This is a genomic window from Allofournierella massiliensis (assembly GCF_964241245.1).
In the GTDB taxonomy this organism is placed as follows: domain Bacteria; phylum Bacillota; class Clostridia; order Oscillospirales; family Ruminococcaceae; genus Allofournierella; species Allofournierella massiliensis.
The window spans coordinates 17,924-36,444 of record NZ_CAXSWZ010000032.1; the positions used below are offsets into that span (position 1 = coordinate 17,924).

The 18,521-nt window shown below is 59.5% G+C and carries 18 protein-coding genes; all 18 read left to right on the forward strand.

Features of this window, described 5'->3' with window-relative positions; translation table 11 throughout:
* Nucleotides 1-68 precede the first annotated feature (68 nt).
* The 18 genes from ACESYO_RS13980 (at nt 69) to ACESYO_RS14065 (ending at nt 18,395) form a co-directional block, all read left to right on the forward strand.
* Nucleotides 69-1,460, forward strand: coding sequence for a UDP-N-acetylmuramoyl-tripeptide--D-alanyl-D-alanine ligase (locus tag ACESYO_RS13980; RefSeq protein WP_373210495.1), 1,392 nt, complete (start codon nt 69-71; stop codon nt 1,458-1,460).
* A gap of 15 nt (nt 1,461-1,475) precedes the next feature.
* On the forward strand, nt 1,476-2,483 hold the full coding sequence (mraY, locus tag ACESYO_RS13985; RefSeq protein WP_058965767.1) for a phospho-N-acetylmuramoyl-pentapeptide-transferase: 1,008 nt from the start codon (nt 1,476-1,478) through the stop codon (nt 2,481-2,483).
* A gap of 63 nt (nt 2,484-2,546) precedes the next feature.
* Complete coding sequence (locus tag ACESYO_RS13990) at nt 2,547-3,908, forward strand: FtsW/RodA/SpoVE family cell cycle protein (RefSeq protein WP_373210493.1); 1,362 nt, start codon at nt 2,547-2,549, stop codon at nt 3,906-3,908.
* Nucleotides 3,909-3,938: 30 nt separating this feature from the next.
* Entirely contained in the window at nt 3,939-5,084 is a 1,146-nt protein-coding gene (gene murG / locus ACESYO_RS13995) for an undecaprenyldiphospho-muramoylpentapeptide beta-N-acetylglucosaminyltransferase (RefSeq protein ID WP_373210491.1), read from the forward strand.
* 39 nt (nt 5,085-5,123) lie between these two features.
* Complete coding sequence (locus ACESYO_RS14000) at nt 5,124-6,542, forward strand: cell division protein FtsQ/DivIB (RefSeq protein WP_373210490.1); 1,419 nt, start codon at nt 5,124-5,126, stop codon at nt 6,540-6,542.
* A 320-nt stretch (nt 6,543-6,862) separates the two neighbouring features.
* Nucleotides 6,863-7,609 carry a YveK family protein gene (locus tag ACESYO_RS14005; RefSeq protein WP_082669644.1) on the forward strand — a complete coding sequence of 249 codons (747 nt, stop codon included), beginning with the start codon at nt 6,863-6,865 and terminating at the stop codon, nt 7,607-7,609.
* Nucleotides 7,610-7,612: 3 nt separating this feature from the next.
* Nucleotides 7,613-8,356: a CpsD/CapB family tyrosine-protein kinase gene (locus tag ACESYO_RS14010; RefSeq protein WP_058965775.1), complete on the forward strand. Its 744-nt coding sequence runs from the start codon at nt 7,613-7,615 to the stop codon at nt 8,354-8,356.
* Between the two features lie 21 nt (nt 8,357-8,377).
* On the forward strand, nt 8,378-9,133 hold the full coding sequence (locus ACESYO_RS14015) for a tyrosine-protein phosphatase (protein WP_058965777.1): 756 nt from the start codon (nt 8,378-8,380) through the stop codon (nt 9,131-9,133).
* 65 nt (nt 9,134-9,198) lie between these two features.
* Nucleotides 9,199-9,843 (forward strand): hypothetical protein, encoded by a 645-nt coding sequence (locus ACESYO_RS14020; protein WP_058965779.1) that lies wholly within the window; start codon nt 9,199-9,201, stop codon nt 9,841-9,843.
* A gap of 195 nt (nt 9,844-10,038) precedes the next feature.
* On the forward strand, nt 10,039-10,764 hold the full coding sequence (locus tag ACESYO_RS14025) for a class D sortase (RefSeq protein ID WP_058965781.1): 726 nt from the start codon (nt 10,039-10,041) through the stop codon (nt 10,762-10,764).
* Nucleotides 10,765-10,781: 17 nt separating this feature from the next.
* Complete coding sequence (locus tag ACESYO_RS14030) at nt 10,782-11,669, forward strand: hypothetical protein (RefSeq protein WP_276870523.1); 888 nt, start codon at nt 10,782-10,784, stop codon at nt 11,667-11,669.
* 36 nt (nt 11,670-11,705) lie between these two features.
* Nucleotides 11,706-12,614 (forward strand): M15 family metallopeptidase, encoded by a 909-nt coding sequence (locus tag ACESYO_RS14035; protein WP_276870525.1) that lies wholly within the window; start codon nt 11,706-11,708, stop codon nt 12,612-12,614.
* A 254-nt stretch (nt 12,615-12,868) separates the two neighbouring features.
* Nucleotides 12,869-13,072 carry a 50S ribosomal protein L31 gene (gene rpmE / locus ACESYO_RS14040; RefSeq protein WP_058965787.1) on the forward strand — a complete coding sequence of 68 codons (204 nt, stop codon included), beginning with the start codon at nt 12,869-12,871 and terminating at the stop codon, nt 13,070-13,072.
* A gap of 79 nt (nt 13,073-13,151) precedes the next feature.
* Nucleotides 13,152-13,772, forward strand: coding sequence for an IMPACT family protein (locus ACESYO_RS14045; protein WP_058965789.1), 621 nt, complete (start codon nt 13,152-13,154; stop codon nt 13,770-13,772).
* Between the two features lie 147 nt (nt 13,773-13,919).
* The gene (locus ACESYO_RS14050; RefSeq protein WP_058965791.1) at nt 13,920-14,924 is read left to right on the forward strand and encodes a deoxyguanosinetriphosphate triphosphohydrolase; all 1,005 of its coding nucleotides are present in this window, start codon (nt 13,920-13,922) and stop codon (nt 14,922-14,924) included.
* 49 nt (nt 14,925-14,973) lie between these two features.
* On the forward strand, nt 14,974-16,731 hold the full coding sequence (gene dnaG, locus ACESYO_RS14055; protein WP_276870529.1) for a DNA primase: 1,758 nt from the start codon (nt 14,974-14,976) through the stop codon (nt 16,729-16,731).
* Between the two features lie 71 nt (nt 16,732-16,802).
* Complete coding sequence (gene rpoD / locus ACESYO_RS14060; protein WP_373210486.1) at nt 16,803-18,050, forward strand: RNA polymerase sigma factor RpoD; 1,248 nt, start codon at nt 16,803-16,805, stop codon at nt 18,048-18,050.
* A 48-nt stretch (nt 18,051-18,098) separates the two neighbouring features.
* Entirely contained in the window at nt 18,099-18,395 is a 297-nt protein-coding gene (locus ACESYO_RS14065; RefSeq protein ID WP_058965797.1) for a hypothetical protein, read from the forward strand.
* Nucleotides 18,396-18,521 lie beyond the last annotated feature (126 nt).

The window sequence follows — 18,521 nt, forward strand, 5'->3', positions numbered from 1 at the left end:
GATAAACAAAACAGGAAGGCGCCCGGCCAATCCGCCGGGCGCAAACAACACAAAAGGAGGCAGTTGCAATGCAGCCGATCCCTGCAAAGATGCTGCTTGCCGGGCTGGCCGAGGCCGGTTCGGTGGGCAGCGAAACCATCACCGCCGTGGTGACGGACAGCCGGGCTGTGTGCCCGGGCTGCGTGTTCGTATGTTTCCCCGGCCAGCGGGTGGACGGCCATGACTTTGCCGCAAAGGCAGTGGCGGAAGGGGCCGCCTATGTGGTGGCCAACCATCCGGTGGAGGGGGTTCCCGAGAAAAAGCTGGTGCTTTGCCCCAGCAGCCACCACGCCATGGTGCGCATGGCGTCCAACTACCGCATGCTGTTTCACCCCAGAATGATCGGGGTCACCGGCAGCGTGGGCAAGACCACCACCAAGGAATTCTGCTACGCCATTCTCAGCGCCTTTGGCCGTACCATTAAGACCGAAGGCAATCAGAACAACGAGATCGGCGTGCCCAACACCCTGTTCCGCCTTTCCGACGATACCGAGTATGCGGTGGTGGAGATGGGCATGAGCGCCCTGGGCGAGATCGAGCGGCTCAGCCGGGCCGCCCGGCCCGGCGCAGGGCTGATCACCTGCATTGGTGTGAGCCATCTGGAAAGTTTGGGCAGCCGGGAGAATATCCTGAAAGCAAAGCTGGAAATCTGCACCGGCCTGCCGGACGGCGCGCCGCTGGCCCTGAACGCGGACGACGAATATCTGCAGATGGCCCGGCGGGAGGGGATGATCCCCGACCGTCTGCGCCCGGTCTGGTATGGCATGGACGCACCGGAGGCAGATGTGCGTGCGGTGAAGGTGAAGGCGCTGGAAAACGGCATGGCCTTCACGCTGGAGGATCGGGAGCACGGCAGCTTTGCGGTGACCATCCCCGCGCTGGGGCTGCACAGCGTGTACGACGCGCTGGCCGCCTACGCTGCCGCCACCCGCATGGGGCTGGATGCGGCCCGCTGCGCGGCGGCTCTGGCGGATTACCAGACCACCGGCATGCGCCAGAAGGTGGTGGAAAACGGCGGACGGGTGTTCATTGAGGACTGCTACAACGCCAGCCCGGACAGCATGCGCGCCAGCCTGAACATGTTCCGGGAATATCCCTGCAAGGGCCGGCGGTTCGCACTGCTGGGCGATATGCTGGAGCTGGGCTCCATTGAGGAAGAGGCCCACCGGCAGGTGGGGCGCTGGGCGGCACAAAGCGGCCTGGCCCATCTGGTCACACTGGGCTCCGCCAGCCGGTTTGCGGCCGATGAGGCGGAAAAGGCGGGCCTTGCGGTGACCCGCTGCCAGACCCACGAAGAAGCGGCACAGGCATTGAAGAGCCGGATGGCTCCCGGCGACGCGCTGCTGGCAAAGGGCAGCCGGGGCATGCGGCTGGAGCAGGTGCTTCAGATGCTGTATGCCGAAGCCCAAACAAACGATTAAGAGGAGAATCAAACTATGGCACGTTACGCGCTGATTCTGGCGGCCGCCTGCGGTTTTATGATCTCGGCGGTCTCCGGTCTGTTCATTGTTCCGTTCTTACATAAGCTGCACTTCGGGCAGACCATCAAGGAGATCGGCCCCACCTGGCACAACAAAAAGCAGGGCACCCCCACCATGGGCGGTCTGTGCTTCATTCTGGGCACCGTATTCGCGGTCTGCCTGGCCCTCACCAGCCTGCTGCACGGCAGCCCCGAGCTGATGGGCGGCCCGGATTCCCGGGGCCTGTATCTGGCCATCTTCTCCGCCTTCGGCTTTGGCCTGATCGGTTTTCTGGACGATTTCATCAAAGTGGTAAAAAAGCGTAATCTGGGTCTGCGGGCCTGGCAGAAGATCGTTGGCCAGCTGCTGGTGACCACTGCGCTGCTGGCCGGGCTGTGGATGAACGGTACCCTGAGCACCAGCATCACCCTGCCCTTCTTCGGCATGGTGGATTTTGGCATTCTGTTCTACCCGCTGTCCTATATTCTGATCATCGGTGTGGTGAACGCGGTGAACCTGACCGACGGCATCGACGGCCTGTGCTCCTGCGTGACTTTTGTGTCCATGCTGGGCTTCCTGACACTGGTGAGCTTCCTGGGCCAGTTTGTGATGTCCATTCTGCCGGCGGCCCTGGCCGGTGCGCTGGCCGGTTTCCTGATCTGGAACTTCTACCCGGCCAAGACCTTCATGGGCGATACCGGCAGCATGTTCCTGGGCGGCGCGGTTGCCGGCCTGGGCTATGCCATGGGCCGGCCGGAGATTTTGTTCTTCTTCGGTGCGGTCTACATCTGGGAGGCGGCCACCGTGGTGATTCAGGTGACCTACTTCAAGCTGACCCACGGCAAGCGCATCTTCAAGATGACCCCCATCCACCACTCCTTCGAGATGCGTGGCTGGAGCGAGGTGAAGATCGACGCGAGCTTCAGCGCACTGGAGGCCCTGTTTGTTGTGCTGGGGCTGACCTTTGCCTATTTCTATTATTGATTTCATCCCTTTGCCAGGCTGCTCCCGCAGCCTGAGTACCCCTGAAAAAGGAGGTCTGTGGCCATGACCGATATGGCACGGCACGGCGGTACGGCCCGCCAGACCTATCGCGCACCGGGTTCACAGTCTGCCACGCGGCAGCGGGCGGAGCAGATGCGCCGCGCCGCCCGACAGGCCCGGCAGGCAAGCCGCGCACCGGTGCGCATGTTCTACAAGCATCCCGGCAAGCTGAACGGAGCCTTTCTGGCCAACCTGATTATTTTGCAGGTGTTTGGCCTGATCATTCTGTTCAGTGCCAGTTACGCCACCTCGCTGAACAAGTTCGGCAACAGTTATGAATATGTGGGCCCCCAGACACTTTACGCAATTGTGGGTCTGGCGGCGGCACTGCTCATCTCCCGGGTGGATTACCACTGGCTGCGCCGGTTTGCCTGGCCGCTGTATTTTGTAACACTGGGGCTTCTGGTGGTGGTGCTGTTCATGCCGCCCATCAAGGGCTGCCGCCGGTGGATCAACGTGAGCGGTCTGCCCACCATTCAGGTGAGTGAGATTGCAAAATTTGCTCTGATTCTGCTGCTGGCCCATCTGTTTGCCCGGTATCAGAAACGGATTGAGGGCCAGTTTCCCGGTGCGGGCCCCATGCAGAACCTGAAGCTGAGCATTCTGCTTCCCGGCGTTCTGCTGGCGCCCATTCTGCTGCTGCTTCTTCTGGAGCCGCACCACAGCGCCATGATCCTGATGTGCTGCATTGCCGCGTCCATCATGCTGGTGGGCGGCGCGCTGCTGCGCTGGTTCTTTTTGGCAGGCGGCGTGGCGGTTACTCTCATTTCCCTGCTGCTGGTTACCCGCGGCGGCTATGTGGCGGAACGCCTTCAGGGCTGGCTGCAGCCCTTCTCGGATATGCAGGACTCCACCCGCCAGACCGGCCAGAGCCTGTACACCATCGGTTCCGGCGGACTGTTCGGGGTGGGCATCGGCAACAGTGTGCAGAAGCACATGTGGCTGCCCGAGGCCCAGAACGACTTTATTTTCGCTATCCTGTGCGAAGAGCTGGGTTTTGTGGGCGCGGTAATCTGCATCCTGCTGTTCCTTCTGCTGATTGTGCAGGGGATTGTGATTGCATGGAACGCGCCCGACCGGTTCGGCAGTCTGCTGGTGGTGGGCTGTATTGCCCAGATCAGCTTCCAGTTCCTCTTCAATGTGGCGGTGGTGACCAACACCATCCCCAACACCGGCATCAGCCTGCCCTTCTTCTCCTCCGGCGGTACCAGCCTTTTGATGCTGCTGGGTCAGATGGGTGTGGTGATGAGTGTGTGCCGGGCAGGCAACCGGAAGAAGGCCGACGAAAAAGCCGCGGCCGAACAGGAAAAGCAGGCGCAGCGTGCCCGGGAGGAAGAGGATCCCTATGCACGTTTCCGCCGCTGATCCCTTAATGTTTTGAAGGAGGTGCTTATCATGCGCGTATTGATCGCAGCCGGTGGCACTGCCGGCCACATCAACCCGGCACTCGCCATTGCGGGCGCTATCAAGCAGCATTGCCCGGATGCCGAGATTCATTTTGCCGGCCGAAAGGCGGGCATGGAGTATAAGCTGGTGGGGCAGGCGGGCTATCCGTTCCATCACATCGAGGTAAACGGTATCCAGCGGAGCCTGACCCCGAAAAATATCCTGCGCAACATCGAGGCGGTGTGGCATCTGGCTCTGTCCGGGCCCCGGGCAAAGGCCATGATGCGGCAGGTGCAGCCGGATCTGGTGATCGGCTGCGGCGGTTATGTGAGCGGCCCGGTGGTGCGCTGCGCTGCCAAAATGGGCATCAAGACCGCCATCCATGAGCAGAACGCCTTCCCCGGTGTGACCAACAAGCTGCTGGCAAAGGATGTGGATGTAATCTTTGCCGCCGTGCCCGCAGCGGTGGAAAAGCTGGGCGCACCCCAAAAGACCACGGTGGTGGGCAACCCGGTGCGGCCGGAAATCTTCCAGCAGGATCGCACCGCCGCCCGCGCCAAACTGAACGCAGGGGATCGCACCGTGATCCTGAGCTTCGGTGGCAGTCTGGGTGCCCGACGCATCAACGAGGTGGTGGCCGATCTGGCCGCCTGGGAGCAGAAGCAGCCCCGCAACATCCTGCATCTGCACGCCACCGGCAGCCGGGGCGTGGAGATGTTCAAAAATCTGGCCAGTGAAAAGGGTTTTTCCTATAATGAAAATCTGGTGGTCAGCGAGTATATCAACAACATGCCCGAGCTGCTGGCCGCGGCGGATCTGGTGATCAGCCGGGCAGGCGCGCTCACACTGGCCGAGCTGGAGGCGGTGGGCCGTGCGGCGATTCTGATCCCCAGCCCCAACGTGGCCGAGAACCATCAGTACTACAACGCGCTGGAGCTGCAGAAGGCCGGAGCCGCGCTGGTGGTGGAGGAAAAGGATCTCACCGGCGAAAAGCTCATTACCATGGTGGAGGAGCTGCTGGCCCAGCCGGGGCGCCTGGCTCAGATGGGCAGCAATGCCCAGCGCCTGGCCGAGCCTCACAGTCTGGATAAGATCTGGGCAAAACTGGCCCAGCTGATGGGGTTGGAAAAGGCACAGAAAAATAACGAAAAGTAATAATTCAGGAAAATAATACAAAAGAAAGGAGGGGAGCCGGTGGCGAAACGGCAGATCAGGCGAAATTCAGGTAGGCAGCCTGCGCAGAACAGCGGCCAGAGCGCCCGGCGCGTTCAGGCTGTGGACGGCGGCAGGCGACAGCAGCAGACCCGCCCGGCCCCCCAGACCGGTTCCCGGCGCAGAGAACCCCAGCCGGTAAACCGGACGGCCCGGCAGCGGCAGGGTTCGGCACCGCAGCCCGATTACCGGCGGCAGAACACCCGGTATCCCCACGGAACGCAGCAGTATCCCCACAGTGAACAGCCTTATCCCGGTCAACATACGACTGCCCGGGTAAGGCCACCCCGGCGGCTGACGCACAGCGAGCTTCGCCGCCGCCGTCGCCGCCGAAATCTGCTCATGGCATTTCTGGGGCTTCTGGTGGTGGGCATCGGTGTGGTTCTCTCGCTCACGGTGCTGTTCAAGGTGGAGACCTTCCGCATTGAAAATATGGACGGAAGCACCCCGGTGAATACCGGCATTTATACCGAGGACGCAATTCTTGGGGCACTGGGTGTGCCGGTGGGTGAAAATATGTTCCAGTTCTCCGCCGCCCAGAAGGAAAAAAGCATGGTGGTAAGTCTGCCTTATCTGGAACGGGTGGAGATTCGCCGTCGCTTGCCCAGCACGCTGGTGATTCGGGTGGAACCTGCGGTGGAAACCTGGTGTGCCCAGTCAGACAGCGGATGGCTCACATTGAGCGACGGGCTCAAGATCATGGCCATTGGGGAAACGCAGCCCGAAGGCCTGCCCGCACTGCTGGGGCTGGATATTGAAGCTCCTGTGGCCGGTTACTATCTGAAGCTGGCCACCCCCAACGCCACGGCGACGCCCGCACCGGCGGCTTCCGGTGTTTCCTCCAGCCAGACTTCCAGCACAGCGTCCACCTCTTCTTCGTCAACGGGCGAAGAGAACGGGCACGATCCCCTGGAGGATGTGAACCGGCTGTTGGCGCTGCTCTGGACCTATGAGCTGAAGGATGACTGCACCAGCATCCAGTTCGGGGAAGCCAATGAGCTGTATTTTATCTATCAGAACCGGGCCAAGGTGCTGCTTGGTACCTTTAATAATCTGGACTATAAGCTCAAATTTGCCGCCTATCTGCTGCACAATGAGGACGGCAAGGGGATTGGCGATACCGAGCAGGGCACGCTGGATGTATCCCATCAGCTGGAGGATGGCAGCCTGCGGCCCACCTGGTCGCCCGGGTCCATCACAGCTTCGGATTCCGCTGCGTCCGATTCCGCGCAGACAGAGCCGGCCGGCGAAGGCGATACCGGACAGGGCGACGGAACCGCCCAGACGGATGAGGGAACGGACAGACAGACCGATGGAGCAGAGGGCGGCGATCAGGCTGCCCAGACGGATACAGCCGGTGCGGCGGCAACGCCGGAGCCCACTGCGGAACCGGCTGCATGAGCGAATACGGTCATCGGTTTTACAGCGGGGGAGCGCAGGAAGCTGCGCTCCCCCCTTTCTGCGCCCGGAAACGGGTGACCTGAGAGGGGAAAATCTGGCAGGAATGGTTCCGTTTAAGGGAAAAATATCCTGATTCAGGGAGAAAATATGCACTTGGTGACAAACCTGGTATGAATTTATCTAAAGAATAAATCCATGGACGGAAATCCTTTATGCGAGTTTACGAAAAATATCTTTTGCCTTGCAGGCCAAAAACGTTTGTGATATACTTTAAAGCGTCGTCGAATGGTTTCAAATAAATTCTTAACCATCCGAATAAAATGACGTTTTTAATAGGGCAAAAAAGTCCTTTTTTATCAATTACTGGGGGAAAGACTGTGGAGCAAGAATACGAGACCATAGACCTGCGTGAAATATTTTTCATGCTGAAAAATAATCTGCTGGCCATTGTGGCAAGCACCATCGTGTGCGCTATTGTGGGCTTTCTGGTTACCAATTTCCTGATCACTCCGCAGTATCAGGCCAGTGCCACCATGATCGTAAACTCGCAGCAGAGCCAGACCAGCACCAACCTGACCAACGATATGCTGACCACCGCCAAGAATCTGGTGGCGACCTACGGTATCATCGTAAAGAGCGACACGGTTCTGGATCAGGTAATCGAAGAGCTGGGCCTGGATATGACCTATGAGCAGCTTGCCGACCGGGTAAGCGTGTCTGCGGTGGACTCCACCCAGGTCATGCAGATCTCGGTGCAGGATGAAAACCCTGCCGAGGCCAAGGCTATTGTGGGTAAAATTGTGGAAATCGCCCCCGATGTGATTCAGGAGGCGGTGGAAGCCGGTTCCGTAAAGGTCATCTCGGATGCCCGTGTGGGGGATGCCCCGGTTTCGCCCAACAAGACCATGAACACTGCCATTGCCGGCCTGCTGGGTCTGGTGGCCAGCGTGGGCTTTATTTTCCTGAAGGAAATGCTGAACAATACCTTTAAAACGGATGACGATATCCAGAAGCATCTGGGCTTTACCGTACTGGGCGTCATTCCGCAGGTGGAAGTGGAGGACTGATCGATGGCTTTCAAATTGCCCGCTCTGGGAAAGAAAAAGAAAAAAGATCAGCCCATCAACCGCAAGCTGCAGATCATCTCGAAAAACGCTCCTTTCCAGTATGTGGAGGCGTATAAGACCCTGCGCACCAACATCAATTTCATGGCTGCCAGCAACAACTATCGCCGGCTGGTGATCACCAGCTCGATCCCCGGTGAGGGCAAGAGCAACGTGGCCATCAACCTGGCCATCTCGCTGGCGGAAAACGGCAAGAAGGTGCTGATCATCGACTGTGACCTGCGTAAGCCGGTCATGCATAAATATCTGCGCATCACCCGCCGAGCCAGCGGCCTGACCAACGTGCTCAGCGGTGAGGCAACCCCCGCGGATGTGATTGTGCATTTCAGCGATCTGAACATCGACGTAATCACTGCCGGTGTGATCCCGCCCAACCCTGCGGAGCTGCTGGGCAGTGCCCGCATGGGCAAAATGCTGGACAGCCTGTCTGCTCAGTATGACTACATCATTATGGATACTCCTCCCGCATCGGTGGTTACCGATGCAGCGGTGCTGAGCGCACTGGCCGATGGTGTGATTTTTGTGGTGGGCCACGCGAACGCCACCATCGAGTCGGCGCAGCTGGCCAAGAAAAACCTGGAGGCGGCCAATGCCAACATCATTGGTGCCGTGCTCAACGGCTTTGATCTGAAGAGCACCAGCCGCGATACCGGCTACTACTATTCCTACGAATACGGCTATTATAAATAAGAGATAAAGGAGAGCGGCCCCATGACGGACCTTCACAGCCACATCCTGCCGGGAATTGACGACGGCGCACAGACCGTGGACGACTCCCTGGCGCTGATCCGGCGGCAGCTGGAGCAGGGAGTGGATGAGATTGCCCTCACGCCGCACTTCAATGCCGAACGCACCAGCGTGGAGGAATTCACGCAGCGCCGGGCAGAGTCCTTTGCGATTCTGCAGGATGCGGTAAGCAGAGAAGGCCTTCCGGTCAAGCTGAAGCTGGGCGCGGAAGTGTTCTTCAGCTCCGATCTGCTGGAGCTGGATCTGGATCCGCTGCTTTTGCAGGATACGCCGTATTTGCTGGTGGAATTTTCCCCCATGTTTTACCCCACCTGGGCCAAGGATATTTTCTACAACCTGGGGCTGCAGGGCATCACGCCGCTGCTGGCCCATGTGGAGCGATACCCCTACATGCTCAGTGATCCCACCCGCCTGTTCGATCTGGTCAATGCCGGAGCGGTTACTCAGGTGAATGCCAGCAGCATCATGCGTGCCGGCAGCCGGCAGGCGATGATTCAAAAGTTTTTGCGGTGGCAGCTCGTTCACGTGCTGTCTACCGATACCCATTCCGTGGACAAGCGCCCGCCTCTCATCGGCCCGGCCATGCAGAAGGTCGAAAGCTGGCAGGGCGCCGACACGGTGCGTTATCTGCGCCAGAACGGCGCGGATGTGTTTGCCGGGCTGGAACCCCAGCTCCGGGATGCCGCCAAACCGAAGAAACTGTTCGGCCGGTGGTTCTGAATTCCATTTGATATAGCGCGGATATTCCGCGTTATATAAATATTTGGGAAAGGAGGACGATACCAATGAAGAAGGTTATTTCTACCGTTGCTGCTCTGGCTCTGGCTGCTGCTATGGCTACCTCCGCTTTCGCTGCTGGTTCTGGTTACACCAAGGACGAGCTGAAGGCTAAGGCTGCTGAGTACTCCAACCAGGCTGCTGCTTACGGTGTTGACATGGCTCAGGTGAACGCTGCGATCGACGGTCTGACCGATTCCGCCAGCGTTGATGTGGCTGCTGTTAAGGCTGCCGCTGAGAAGGCTCAGGCTGCTCTGCAGACTGCTAACAGCCAGACTGAGATCGGCAACATCGTGGACACTGCCCTGGCTGAGATGAAGGCTGCTGCCGGCAACAACAGCGTTGAGGCTGGCGATGTTTCTGTTCAGCTGAACCTGGATGGCTCTGCCACCGTTAAGGCTGAAGTGAAGGTTGGTGGTGTTTCCATCACCGCTTCCAAGACCACTGTTGCCAACACTGACCGTGCTCCCGAGTGGACCGACAGCTCCAGCAAGGCTGACAGCACTACTGCTGCCACCTCCGGCGCTGCTGCTTCCACCGCTGGCGTGATCAAGGCTACCGGCCTGAACACCACCGGCGCCGCTGTTGTGGCTCTGGCTGTGGCTTCCGTTCTGGGCGCTGCTGCTGTGAAGGCTCGCAAGCTGGGTGAGTAATCACTCGAACAAGGCAAATGATGTGTTTGCCACATAATTTGCCCGCGAACAAGGAAAGGAACCCGTTGTGCTAACTTTCCTTGTTTTTTGTGTTTTATAAAGGTTTTTTGCCTTTTGATATACATTTGCCACTGCCGGCTTGCCGCTCAGAACGGGAAGTGCAGGGCAAGCATCTCTTGAAAGGGGGCTATCCAAATGCCCGTATATCATCGGCCGGACGATTCCCGGCCTGTCCGTCCGGCTCCTTCCCGGCCCAAAGCGCCGCTCTGGCGCAAAATGCTCAGCTTTGTGGGGGTGCCGGTACTGTTTGCCGCGCTTACTGCAGGGGTGCTGTATCTGGCTGCCATTCCCACGGTAGGGCCTTATGTGGGGCTTGCCCGTTACATGTTCAGCAAGGAGGAAGAAAGCCAGCCCGCCAATTTGTATGAGGAGCTGGCAAACAGCATTGAAAATGCCACCACGGTGCCGTACAGCGAGCTGGTGTATCCCACGAAGGGCGACCAGTATGGTCAGATTACCATTGAGGGTACCAGCGTGGATGCGCCGCTGTATTACGGCGATTCCACCCGCGAGCTGAACAGGGGCGTGGCAACCTATGCGGATTCTACGGGCGCGGGTATCCCCGGCGAGAGCAAGACCGTGCTGCTGGCGGGCCATAACAACACCTTTTTCAATGGCCTGCAGGATGTGGAAGAGGGCAGCCTGATCCACATCGATACTCATTACGGCAGCTATGTGTACCGGGTAACCGAGATGAAGGTGGCCGATTATCAGGATGCCACCACCTACGATTTCACCCGCACGGACGAAAACCTGATTCTGTATACCTGCTACCCCTTTGACGCACTCGGCTTCACGCCCCAGCGTTACTTTGTGTACGCGGAGTATGTGTCCGGTCCGATGATCGACAAGAGCAAATAACAGGGAGGCGGCAAAGGATGAAACAGAAAAAAATCCGCAGAAATGCTGCCGGCCCGGTGATTACCGGAGCGGTGGCATGGGTGCTCAGCTTTTTGCTGGTGCTGCTCACGGTGCTGGGTGTTGTGGCGTGTACCGTATGCAATTCCCGCTATCTGCGCAGCCAGGTGCTGGAGAGCGGTTTCTGCCAGGCCACGCTGGAGCAGCTGAACGAAAACTACATCAGCTACGGCAATGCGGGCGGCATTCCACAGGAAGTGATGACCAGCATTGTGACCGAGGATCAGATCCAGCAGGACATGTTCCGGGCGGTGGAAGCCCTGTATCAGGGAGACCGGCGCCTGATCGCCCATCCGGAGGTGGCCGAAGCGGCAGTGGAAGCCATCGAAAACAATCTGGAGGAGCGGGGCATTCAGCTGACGGACGAGATCCGCGAGGCGGTGCAGGAGATGGCCAGCGGCTGTCAGGTGGACTACGACAACTATGTGCAGCTGATCGTGGCGCCCTACATCGCTCCTTATATGGCGCGCATCACCCAGATGGTATGGATCGGGTTTGCAGTGCTGGCGATGGTCTGCGTGGTCGCACTGGTGCTGCTGATGCGGCTGCAGCCCTCCGGCGCGGCCCGGCTGCGCTGGTGCATTAACGCCTTTTCCGCAGCGGCGCTGTTCAGTGTGGTGGTTCCGCTGCTGTTTAACGGGCTGATTCGGATGGACCGGCTGAATCTGAAGCCGGAGACTCTGAAGATGCTGGTAGCGTCCTACACACACGGCGCGGTTGAAGTATTTTTCTACTTCGCACTGATCTATGCAGTGGTGGTAATTGCGCTGGCCATCGCCTGGCGTGCGGGGCTCAAGCAGTATCGCATGGTCTACCGCCGGGAGAAGGAAGAGCGGGAAGAAGTGTAAGAAATCCCGCACAAAACGGCACGAGGGGGGTAAACCATGCCGCATGAGATGAAATATTTTACTCCGGAAGAGGAGAAAAAAATGCAGCAGAGTGCTGCGCAGACTGCAGCTCCGGCGCAGAAGGTGCGCTGGTCAGCGGAAGGCGGTTCGGAGCCGGAAGGAAACGGTTCCGACGGCCGGAAAATCTGGATTGCAGTGCTGGTGGTTCTGATTGCGGCGGTGTTGATTGCTGCTGCCCTGTTGTGGGGCGGCAGGTTTGGAAAGAGGGAGCAGCCGGAAAGCCAGCCGGTATCTTCGCAGGCGGCCAGCGCTTCGGCCGAGCCGACTGCAGAGCCTTCTCCCACGCCGGTGCCCGGCCCTGCGGTGACGGCAGAGGACTGGTTCGCGGTGCTGAACGGCCCGGGCAATCCGCTGCCCGAAGGGTTTGATCCCCAGACGGATGCCATTGACGGTGCGGGCTATTATCTGGACAGCCGCGCTGTGGAGGATTTCTTCGCCATGCAGCAGGCCGCTCAGGAAGCGGGGCTGCAGCTGAAGATTATTTCCGGTTTCCGCAGCACGACCCGCCAGCAGCAGCTGTATGAACAGGAAGTACAGGCACTGCTGAATCAGGGGCTGGATCAGGCTGCCGCGGAGCAGCAGGCTCAGCAGGTGGAGCAGAAGGCTTACGAGTCGGACCACAACACCGGCCTTGCCGTGGATCTGGTGCCCCAGTACAGCCAGACTAAGAATGCCGAGACCATTGTGCAGACCCCGGAATATCAGTGGCTCAGCGAGCATGCGGCGGAATACGGCTTTGTGCTGCGCTATCCGGAGGATAAGCAGGAGATCACCGGCGTGGAGTTCAAGCCCTGGCACTGGCGTTATGTGGGCAAGGAGCTGGCCTCCTTCCTGACCGAGCAGAATCTTACGCTGGAAGAGTACTGGAAGCAATATTTAAGCTAAACAGTACGAACTGTAAAATGCTTTAAAACGGGAAGAACCATTCATCAAACCGGGTTCTTCCCGTTTTTTTGCAGGCAAAGAGCAAAAAAGCTTGCATTTTGAAAGCATGCGTGCTATACTATTTTGGCAATCGTTCCGACGGCCGCTCCATACGCACAGGATGGTGTATGCTGGTGGCCTCCTATTGAAGGTTGTGATGGGCGCATGTATCAAGCATGGCCCCCTTAGTCATTAACCAGAAAGAGGTGAAAAGAATGAAACAGGGCATCCATCCCAATTATGTGGACTGCACCATCACCTGCGCTTGCGGCGAGGTCATCCACACCCGTTCCACCAAGCCTGAGATCCACGTTGAAGTTTGCTCCAAGTGCCATCCTTTCTACACTGGCAAGCAGAAACTGGTTGACACCGGCGGACGTGTTGATCGCTTCAACCGTCGTTTCGGTCTCAAGAAGTAAGATCCAAAAGCCAAAAAGGCGGTTTGTTTCAAACCGCCTTTTTTGTTGTCTGTAAATGAGAAAAGAAGGAGGGCCGCCCATGCAGGACTATCGCACCATTCAGGGAACTGCCACAGCCGAGATTGAGGAAAAGCGCAGCCGGTTCATCGCCAATGTGTCCTTTGCCGACACCGAGGAAAAGGCGGTGGAATTTCTGAACAGCATCCGCGCCCAGCACCGCACTGCCCGGCACAACGTGTATGCCTATGTGCTGCGGGAGGGTGGAAGAATGCGCTATTCCGACGATGGCGAGCCTGCCAAGACCGCGGGCCTGCCGGTGCTGGAGAGCATCCAGCATGCCGGCCTTACCGATTGCATCGTGGTGGTAACCCGTTACTTTGGCGGCATTCTTCTGGGCACCGGCGGTCTGGTTCGGGCCTACACCGAAAGCGCGGCCAGCGGCCTGCGGGCTGCGAAAATCGTGACTGTGCGCTCCTGCGTGAAGCTCACCGTGGAGGTGGACTACTCGCTGTACGAGCGGGCGATGCTGCTGCTTCAGGGGGCGGGCGCGCAGGTGGATGAGCCGGTCTTTGCCGACAAGGTCACCCTTACCGCCACTCTGCCTGCCGGGCAGGAAGCCGGCCTGCCCACCGCTTTTCAGGAGCTGAGCCGCGGCGCGGTGACCCCCCGTATCTCCCAGCCCTTCTACACCCCGTTCTGATGCACCCCGGGCGATGTTTGGCGTAAAATAATTGGGGCTTTTGCAAAAAATTCACAGAATGGAAAAAGGGTTTTGGGCCTTTGTGTCGTATATATTATTACAAGACGTATCGGCCAGAGGGCGCGAAGCACAGGGGAGGGACATGCCATGGACGAAATTCGGAAGCACACAGAGCAGATTGAACGCCAGATTCTGGCGCCGGGCGCTGCACTCGCTGAGTGCAGCCGGGGCCGTGTGCGGCCGGAGGAACCCTGCCCCCTGCGCACCTGTTATCAGCAGGACCGGGATCGGGTGGTTCACTGCAAGTCCTTCCGGCGGCTCAAGCAAAAGACCCAGGTATTCCTTTCCCCGGAGGGGGATCATTACCGCACCCGGCTGACCCACACGCTGGAGGTGGATCAGATTGCCCGCACCATTGCCCGGGCGCTGCGCCTGAACGAAGATCTGACCGAAGCCATTGCCCTGGGGCATGATCTGGGGCATACCCCCTTCGGCCATGCGGGGGAGCGGGCGCTGAACCAGCTGAGCCCCCATGGCTTCCGCCATTATCAGCAGAGCCTGCGGGTGGTGGATCGGCTGGAGCGCCGCTTCACCGGCCTGAATCTCACCTGGGAGGTGCGCAACGGCCTGGTGTGCCACACCAAGGGCACCTGGCCTGCCACGCTGGAGGGGTGTGCGGTGCGTTATTCCGACCGCATTGCCTATATGAACCACGACATTGAGGACGCCATCACCGCCGGTGTGCTGCGCCCGGAGCAGCTGCCCCGGGACGTGGTGGAGGTGCTGGGTGACACCAAGAGCCGGCGTATCACCACCCTGATTGCCGATCTGGTGGCTCACAGCAGCCAGTCCCAGCTGGCCTTCAGCCCGGAAGTGGGCGAGGCCTACGAGGCGCTTCACTCCTTCATGTACTCCACTGTTTATGTGGATAAGACCGCCAAGAAGGAGGAGGAAAAGGTGGAGCGGGTGATCGGCGGGCTGTACGAGCGGCTGAGCACTCACATCGACCTGCTTCCGGAAGGCTTTCTGCAGATTGCTTATCAGGAAGGGGTGGATCGGGCGGTCACCGACTATATCAGCGGCATGAGCGACGAGTTCGCCATCCGCACCTTTGAAGACTTTTTCGTGCCCCGCAAGTGGCACGTTCTGTAAGGGCTGCTTTGCCGCCCGATATTCCTGACCCGGAAAGGAGGGGCTGCCTGTGATTCCCCATGAATATGTGGAGGAAGTGGTGCGCCGCAATGACATCACCGACGTGGTGGCCAGCTATGTGCAGCTGCGCCACCGGGGCCGCACCCACACCGGGCTGTGCCCCTTCCACAGCGAAAAGACACCCTCCTTCGTGGTCTACCCGGAGACCCAGAGTTTCTACTGCTTCGGCTGCGGAGCGGGCGGCGACGTGATCACCTTCATCAAAAAGATCAACAATCTGGACTATGTGGAGGCGGTCAAGTATCTGGCGGGCCGGGCCGGCATGCCCATGCCCGAGGAGGACGACAAGGTGGGCCGGCTGCGCAGCCGGGTGCTCTCGGTGAACAAGGAGACTGCCCGCTTTTTCTACGAGCAGCTGAATGCCCCCACCGAAGAAGCTGCTGCTGCCCGGGCCTACTGGCGGGGGCGCGGTCTGTCCGATTCCACCATCCGGCGGTTCGGCCTGGGCTATGCGCCCAATGACTTCCGGGCGCTGCGCATGCACCTGCGGGCCAAGGGCTTCACCGAAGAGGAGATGTTGGCCGCCGGCGTGGAAAAGCGCAGCGAAAAGGGCAACGTGTACGACGCCTTCCGGGGGCGGGTGATGACCCCCATCTTCGACCTGCGGGGCAACGTGATTGCCTTCGGCGGGCGGGTGCTGGGCAACGAGAAGCCCAAGTACATCAACAGCCCGGAAACGCTGGTCTACAAAAAGAGCAAGGCCATGTTCGCGCTGAGTATTGCCAAAAAGAGCACCAGCCGCCGCTACATTCTGTGCGAAGGCTATATGGACGTGATCAGCCTGCATCAGGCCGGATTCGATACGGCGGTGGCCGCCTGCGGCACCGCCCTCACCGCCGAGCAGGTGCGGCTGCTGGCCGAGTACGCCGACGAGGTGGTGCTCTGCTACGACTCGGACGAGGCGGGCCAGAAGGCCACCGCCCGCAGTCTGGGCCTGTTCAGCGAAAGCCCGGTGAAGGTATCGGTGCTGAACATCCCCAACGCCAAGGACCCGGATGAATTCATCAAAAAGTTCGGGCGGGACGCCTTCGACCGGCTGCTCAACGGCACCAGCAATGCCATTGAGTACAAGATCCAGAAGGTGAAGAGCAAATACGACATCACCCGGGCGGCGGATCGGGTGGAATACATCAAGGAGGTCATCCGCATTCTGGCGGACGGCGTTTCGCCCACCGAGCGGGACATCTACGCCGGACGGCTGGCGGAGGAAACCGACGTGGCCAAGGCGGCAATTCTGAACCAGCTGGATGCCGCGGTGAAGGCGGGCCGACGCCGAAAGCAGCGCCAGTTTGAGCGGGATCTGCTGAATCAGGGGCTGGGGTCGGACATCAAGCTGCCCTACAACACCATGAACAGCGAGAAGGCTCTGGGCGTGGCCAGTGCCGAGCAGCAGCTGGTGGCGGCCATGGTCAAAAACCCGGATTTCATCTCCACGGTGGAAAAACGCCTTGCCCCCGAGCAGTTCCTCATGGAGGACATGGGGGAGGCCTACCGGGCCATCCTGCGCTGCAGGGCCCAGGGCATCCGGCCGGATCTGACCGCTCTGGCCACCCAGCTGCCGGAGGATACCGTGAACCGGATCTCCCATCTGCTGGCCCGCAACTACGATGTGGGCATCGGTCCGCGGGATGTGGAGATGTATCTGAACCGCATCCAGCAGAGCGCCCCCAAAAGCACCGAAGCCGCCCGCATGAGCGGCCAGGAGCTGGAAGATTACCTTGCCGGGCTGCGACGCCAGAAGGCGTAAACCCCGGCAGAATTACATATTACACAGGTCAAAAAGTCCAAATGTATCCAAACCAGGAGGAAGTAAAAGATATGGCAGAAAAGAAAATCACCATCCGCGAACTGATCGAGACCGGCAAGCGCAACGGCAAGCTGACCACCAAGGAGATCAACGACGCCATTGAGGAAACCGGCTTCGACGTGGAGCAGATCGACAAGCTGTATGAGACGCTGGAAGGCCACAATGTGGAGATCGTGGATGAGCCGGACGCCGATTCCGAAAACTTTACCCTCACCGAGGACAGCGTGGATATGTTCGAGAACGCCCTGTCTGCCGAGGGCGTTGCCATCGACGATCCGGTCAAGGTCTACCTGAAGGAGATTGGCCGGGTGCCCCTGCTCAGCGGCGACGAGGAAATTCGCCTGGCGCTGGACATTCTGGACGGCAACAAGGCCATTGAGGAAAAGAAGGAAAAGTTCGCCAAGATCTGCGAGATCGAGGACGACAAGGAGCTCTCCAGCGATGAGAAGCGCATCTGGCTGACCCAGACCAAGGATGCGCTGCCCACCGAACAGCGCATCGAGCTGCGCAATCTGGAAACCGCCATCCGCAAGGGCGAGCGGGCCAAGCAGCGCCTGAGCGAGGCCAACCTGCGTCTGGTGGTGTCCATCGCCAAGCGGTATGTGGGCCGTGGCATGCAGTTCCTGGATCTGATCCAGGAGGGCAACCTGGGTCTGATCAAGGCAGTGGAGAAGTTCGACCACACCAAGGGCTTCAAGTTCTCCACCTACGCCACCTGGTGGATCCGGCAGGCCATCACCCGCGCCATCGCGGATCAGGCCCGTACCATCCGTATCCCGGTGCACATGGTGGAAACCATCAACAAGGTGAAGAAGGTGTCCAGCCAGCTGCTGCACCAGAATGGCCACGAGCCCACCGCGGACGAGATCAGCGAGGCGCTGGACATGCCCGTGGAAAAGGTGCGCGAGATCATGCGTGTGGCCCAGGAGCCGGTAAGCCTGGAGACTCCCATCGGTGAGGAGGAGGACAGCCATCTGGGCGACTTCATCCCCGATGAGGATGCCCCCGTGCCCGCCGAGGCTGCCAGCCATACCCTGCTGAAGGAGCAGCTGTCCGCCGTGCTGGGTAGCCTGACCCCCCGTGAGGAAAAGGTGCTGCGCCTGCGCTTCGGTCTGGAGGACGGCCGTCCCCGCACCTTGGAAGAGGTGGGCCACGAGTTTGAGGTTACCCGTGAGCGTATCCGTCAGATTGAGGCCAAGGCTCTGCGCAAGCTGCGCCACCCCAGCCGCTCCAAGAAGCTGCGGGATTTCCTGGATTGATCATCAAACAGGCACAAGCAGGTATCACAAAGAAAAGGAGAACCGTATATGCTGGCGAACTGGAATGTGAACGAGGAGCAGATCCGCAAACAGCAGGAAGAGCTGAAGGCGAAGATGAATTTTACCTATGTGGGCCATGGCCCCAAGGCCACCGGCTTTTTTGCCAAGGAGTTTAAACGCAAGCCCGGCCTGTATGTCCGCTGCACCACCTGCGGCTACTATATGCCGCTGGATGCCCGGGGCGAGGAGACCTGCATCTGCGGCAACCTGAAGCGCACCGAGCGGGAATTCCGCCATGAGCTGCCCGCCACCGAGATTGAGGTGTTCAAGGGGCAGCGCAAATAAGCAGAACATAACAAAATGCCGCCTGGGTTTTCAGGCGGCATTTTTTTGCGTTGGGTAGCTTGAGCGAGCGACAACCACCAGCTAAGCTGGTGGAATAAAAACGGCTTTAGCCCTAGACAAAGAGAA

Bases quoted from the DNA above. Each gene is read 5' to 3' on its own strand.
- ACESYO_RS14015 (WP_058965777.1), top strand. From the start codon at position 8,378: ATGACGGACCTTCACAGCCACATCCTGCCGGGAATTGACGACGGCGCA.
- ACESYO_RS14005 (WP_082669644.1), top strand. From the start codon at position 6,863: ATGACGTTTTTAATAGGGCAAAAAAGTCCTTTTTTATCAATTACTGGG.
- murG (WP_373210491.1), top strand. From the start codon at position 3,939: ATGCGCGTATTGATCGCAGCCGGTGGCACTGCCGGCCACATCAACCCG.
- ACESYO_RS14020 (WP_058965779.1), top strand. From the start codon at position 9,199: ATGAAGAAGGTTATTTCTACCGTTGCTGCTCTGGCTCTGGCTGCTGCT.
- ACESYO_RS14025 (WP_058965781.1), top strand. From the start codon at position 10,039: ATGCCCGTATATCATCGGCCGGACGATTCCCGGCCTGTCCGTCCGGCT.
- ACESYO_RS14030 (WP_276870523.1), top strand. From the start codon at position 10,782: ATGAAACAGAAAAAAATCCGCAGAAATGCTGCCGGCCCGGTGATTACC.
- ACESYO_RS14010 (WP_058965775.1), top strand. From the start codon at position 7,613: ATGGCTTTCAAATTGCCCGCTCTGGGAAAGAAAAAGAAAAAAGATCAG.
- ACESYO_RS14050 (WP_058965791.1), top strand. From the start codon at position 13,920: ATGGACGAAATTCGGAAGCACACAGAGCAGATTGAACGCCAGATTCTG.
- ACESYO_RS13990 (WP_373210493.1), top strand. From the start codon at position 2,547: ATGACCGATATGGCACGGCACGGCGGTACGGCCCGCCAGACCTATCGC.
- ACESYO_RS14045 (WP_058965789.1), top strand. From the start codon at position 13,152: ATGCAGGACTATCGCACCATTCAGGGAACTGCCACAGCCGAGATTGAG.
- ACESYO_RS14065 (WP_058965797.1), top strand. From the start codon at position 18,099: ATGCTGGCGAACTGGAATGTGAACGAGGAGCAGATCCGCAAACAGCAG.
- mraY (WP_058965767.1), top strand. From the start codon at position 1,476: ATGGCACGTTACGCGCTGATTCTGGCGGCCGCCTGCGGTTTTATGATC.
- rpoD (WP_373210486.1), top strand. From the start codon at position 16,803: ATGGCAGAAAAGAAAATCACCATCCGCGAACTGATCGAGACCGGCAAG.
- ACESYO_RS14035 (WP_276870525.1), top strand. From the start codon at position 11,706: ATGCCGCATGAGATGAAATATTTTACTCCGGAAGAGGAGAAAAAAATG.
- rpmE (WP_058965787.1), top strand. From the start codon at position 12,869: ATGAAACAGGGCATCCATCCCAATTATGTGGACTGCACCATCACCTGC.
- ACESYO_RS13980 (WP_373210495.1), top strand. From the start codon at position 69: ATGCAGCCGATCCCTGCAAAGATGCTGCTTGCCGGGCTGGCCGAGGCC.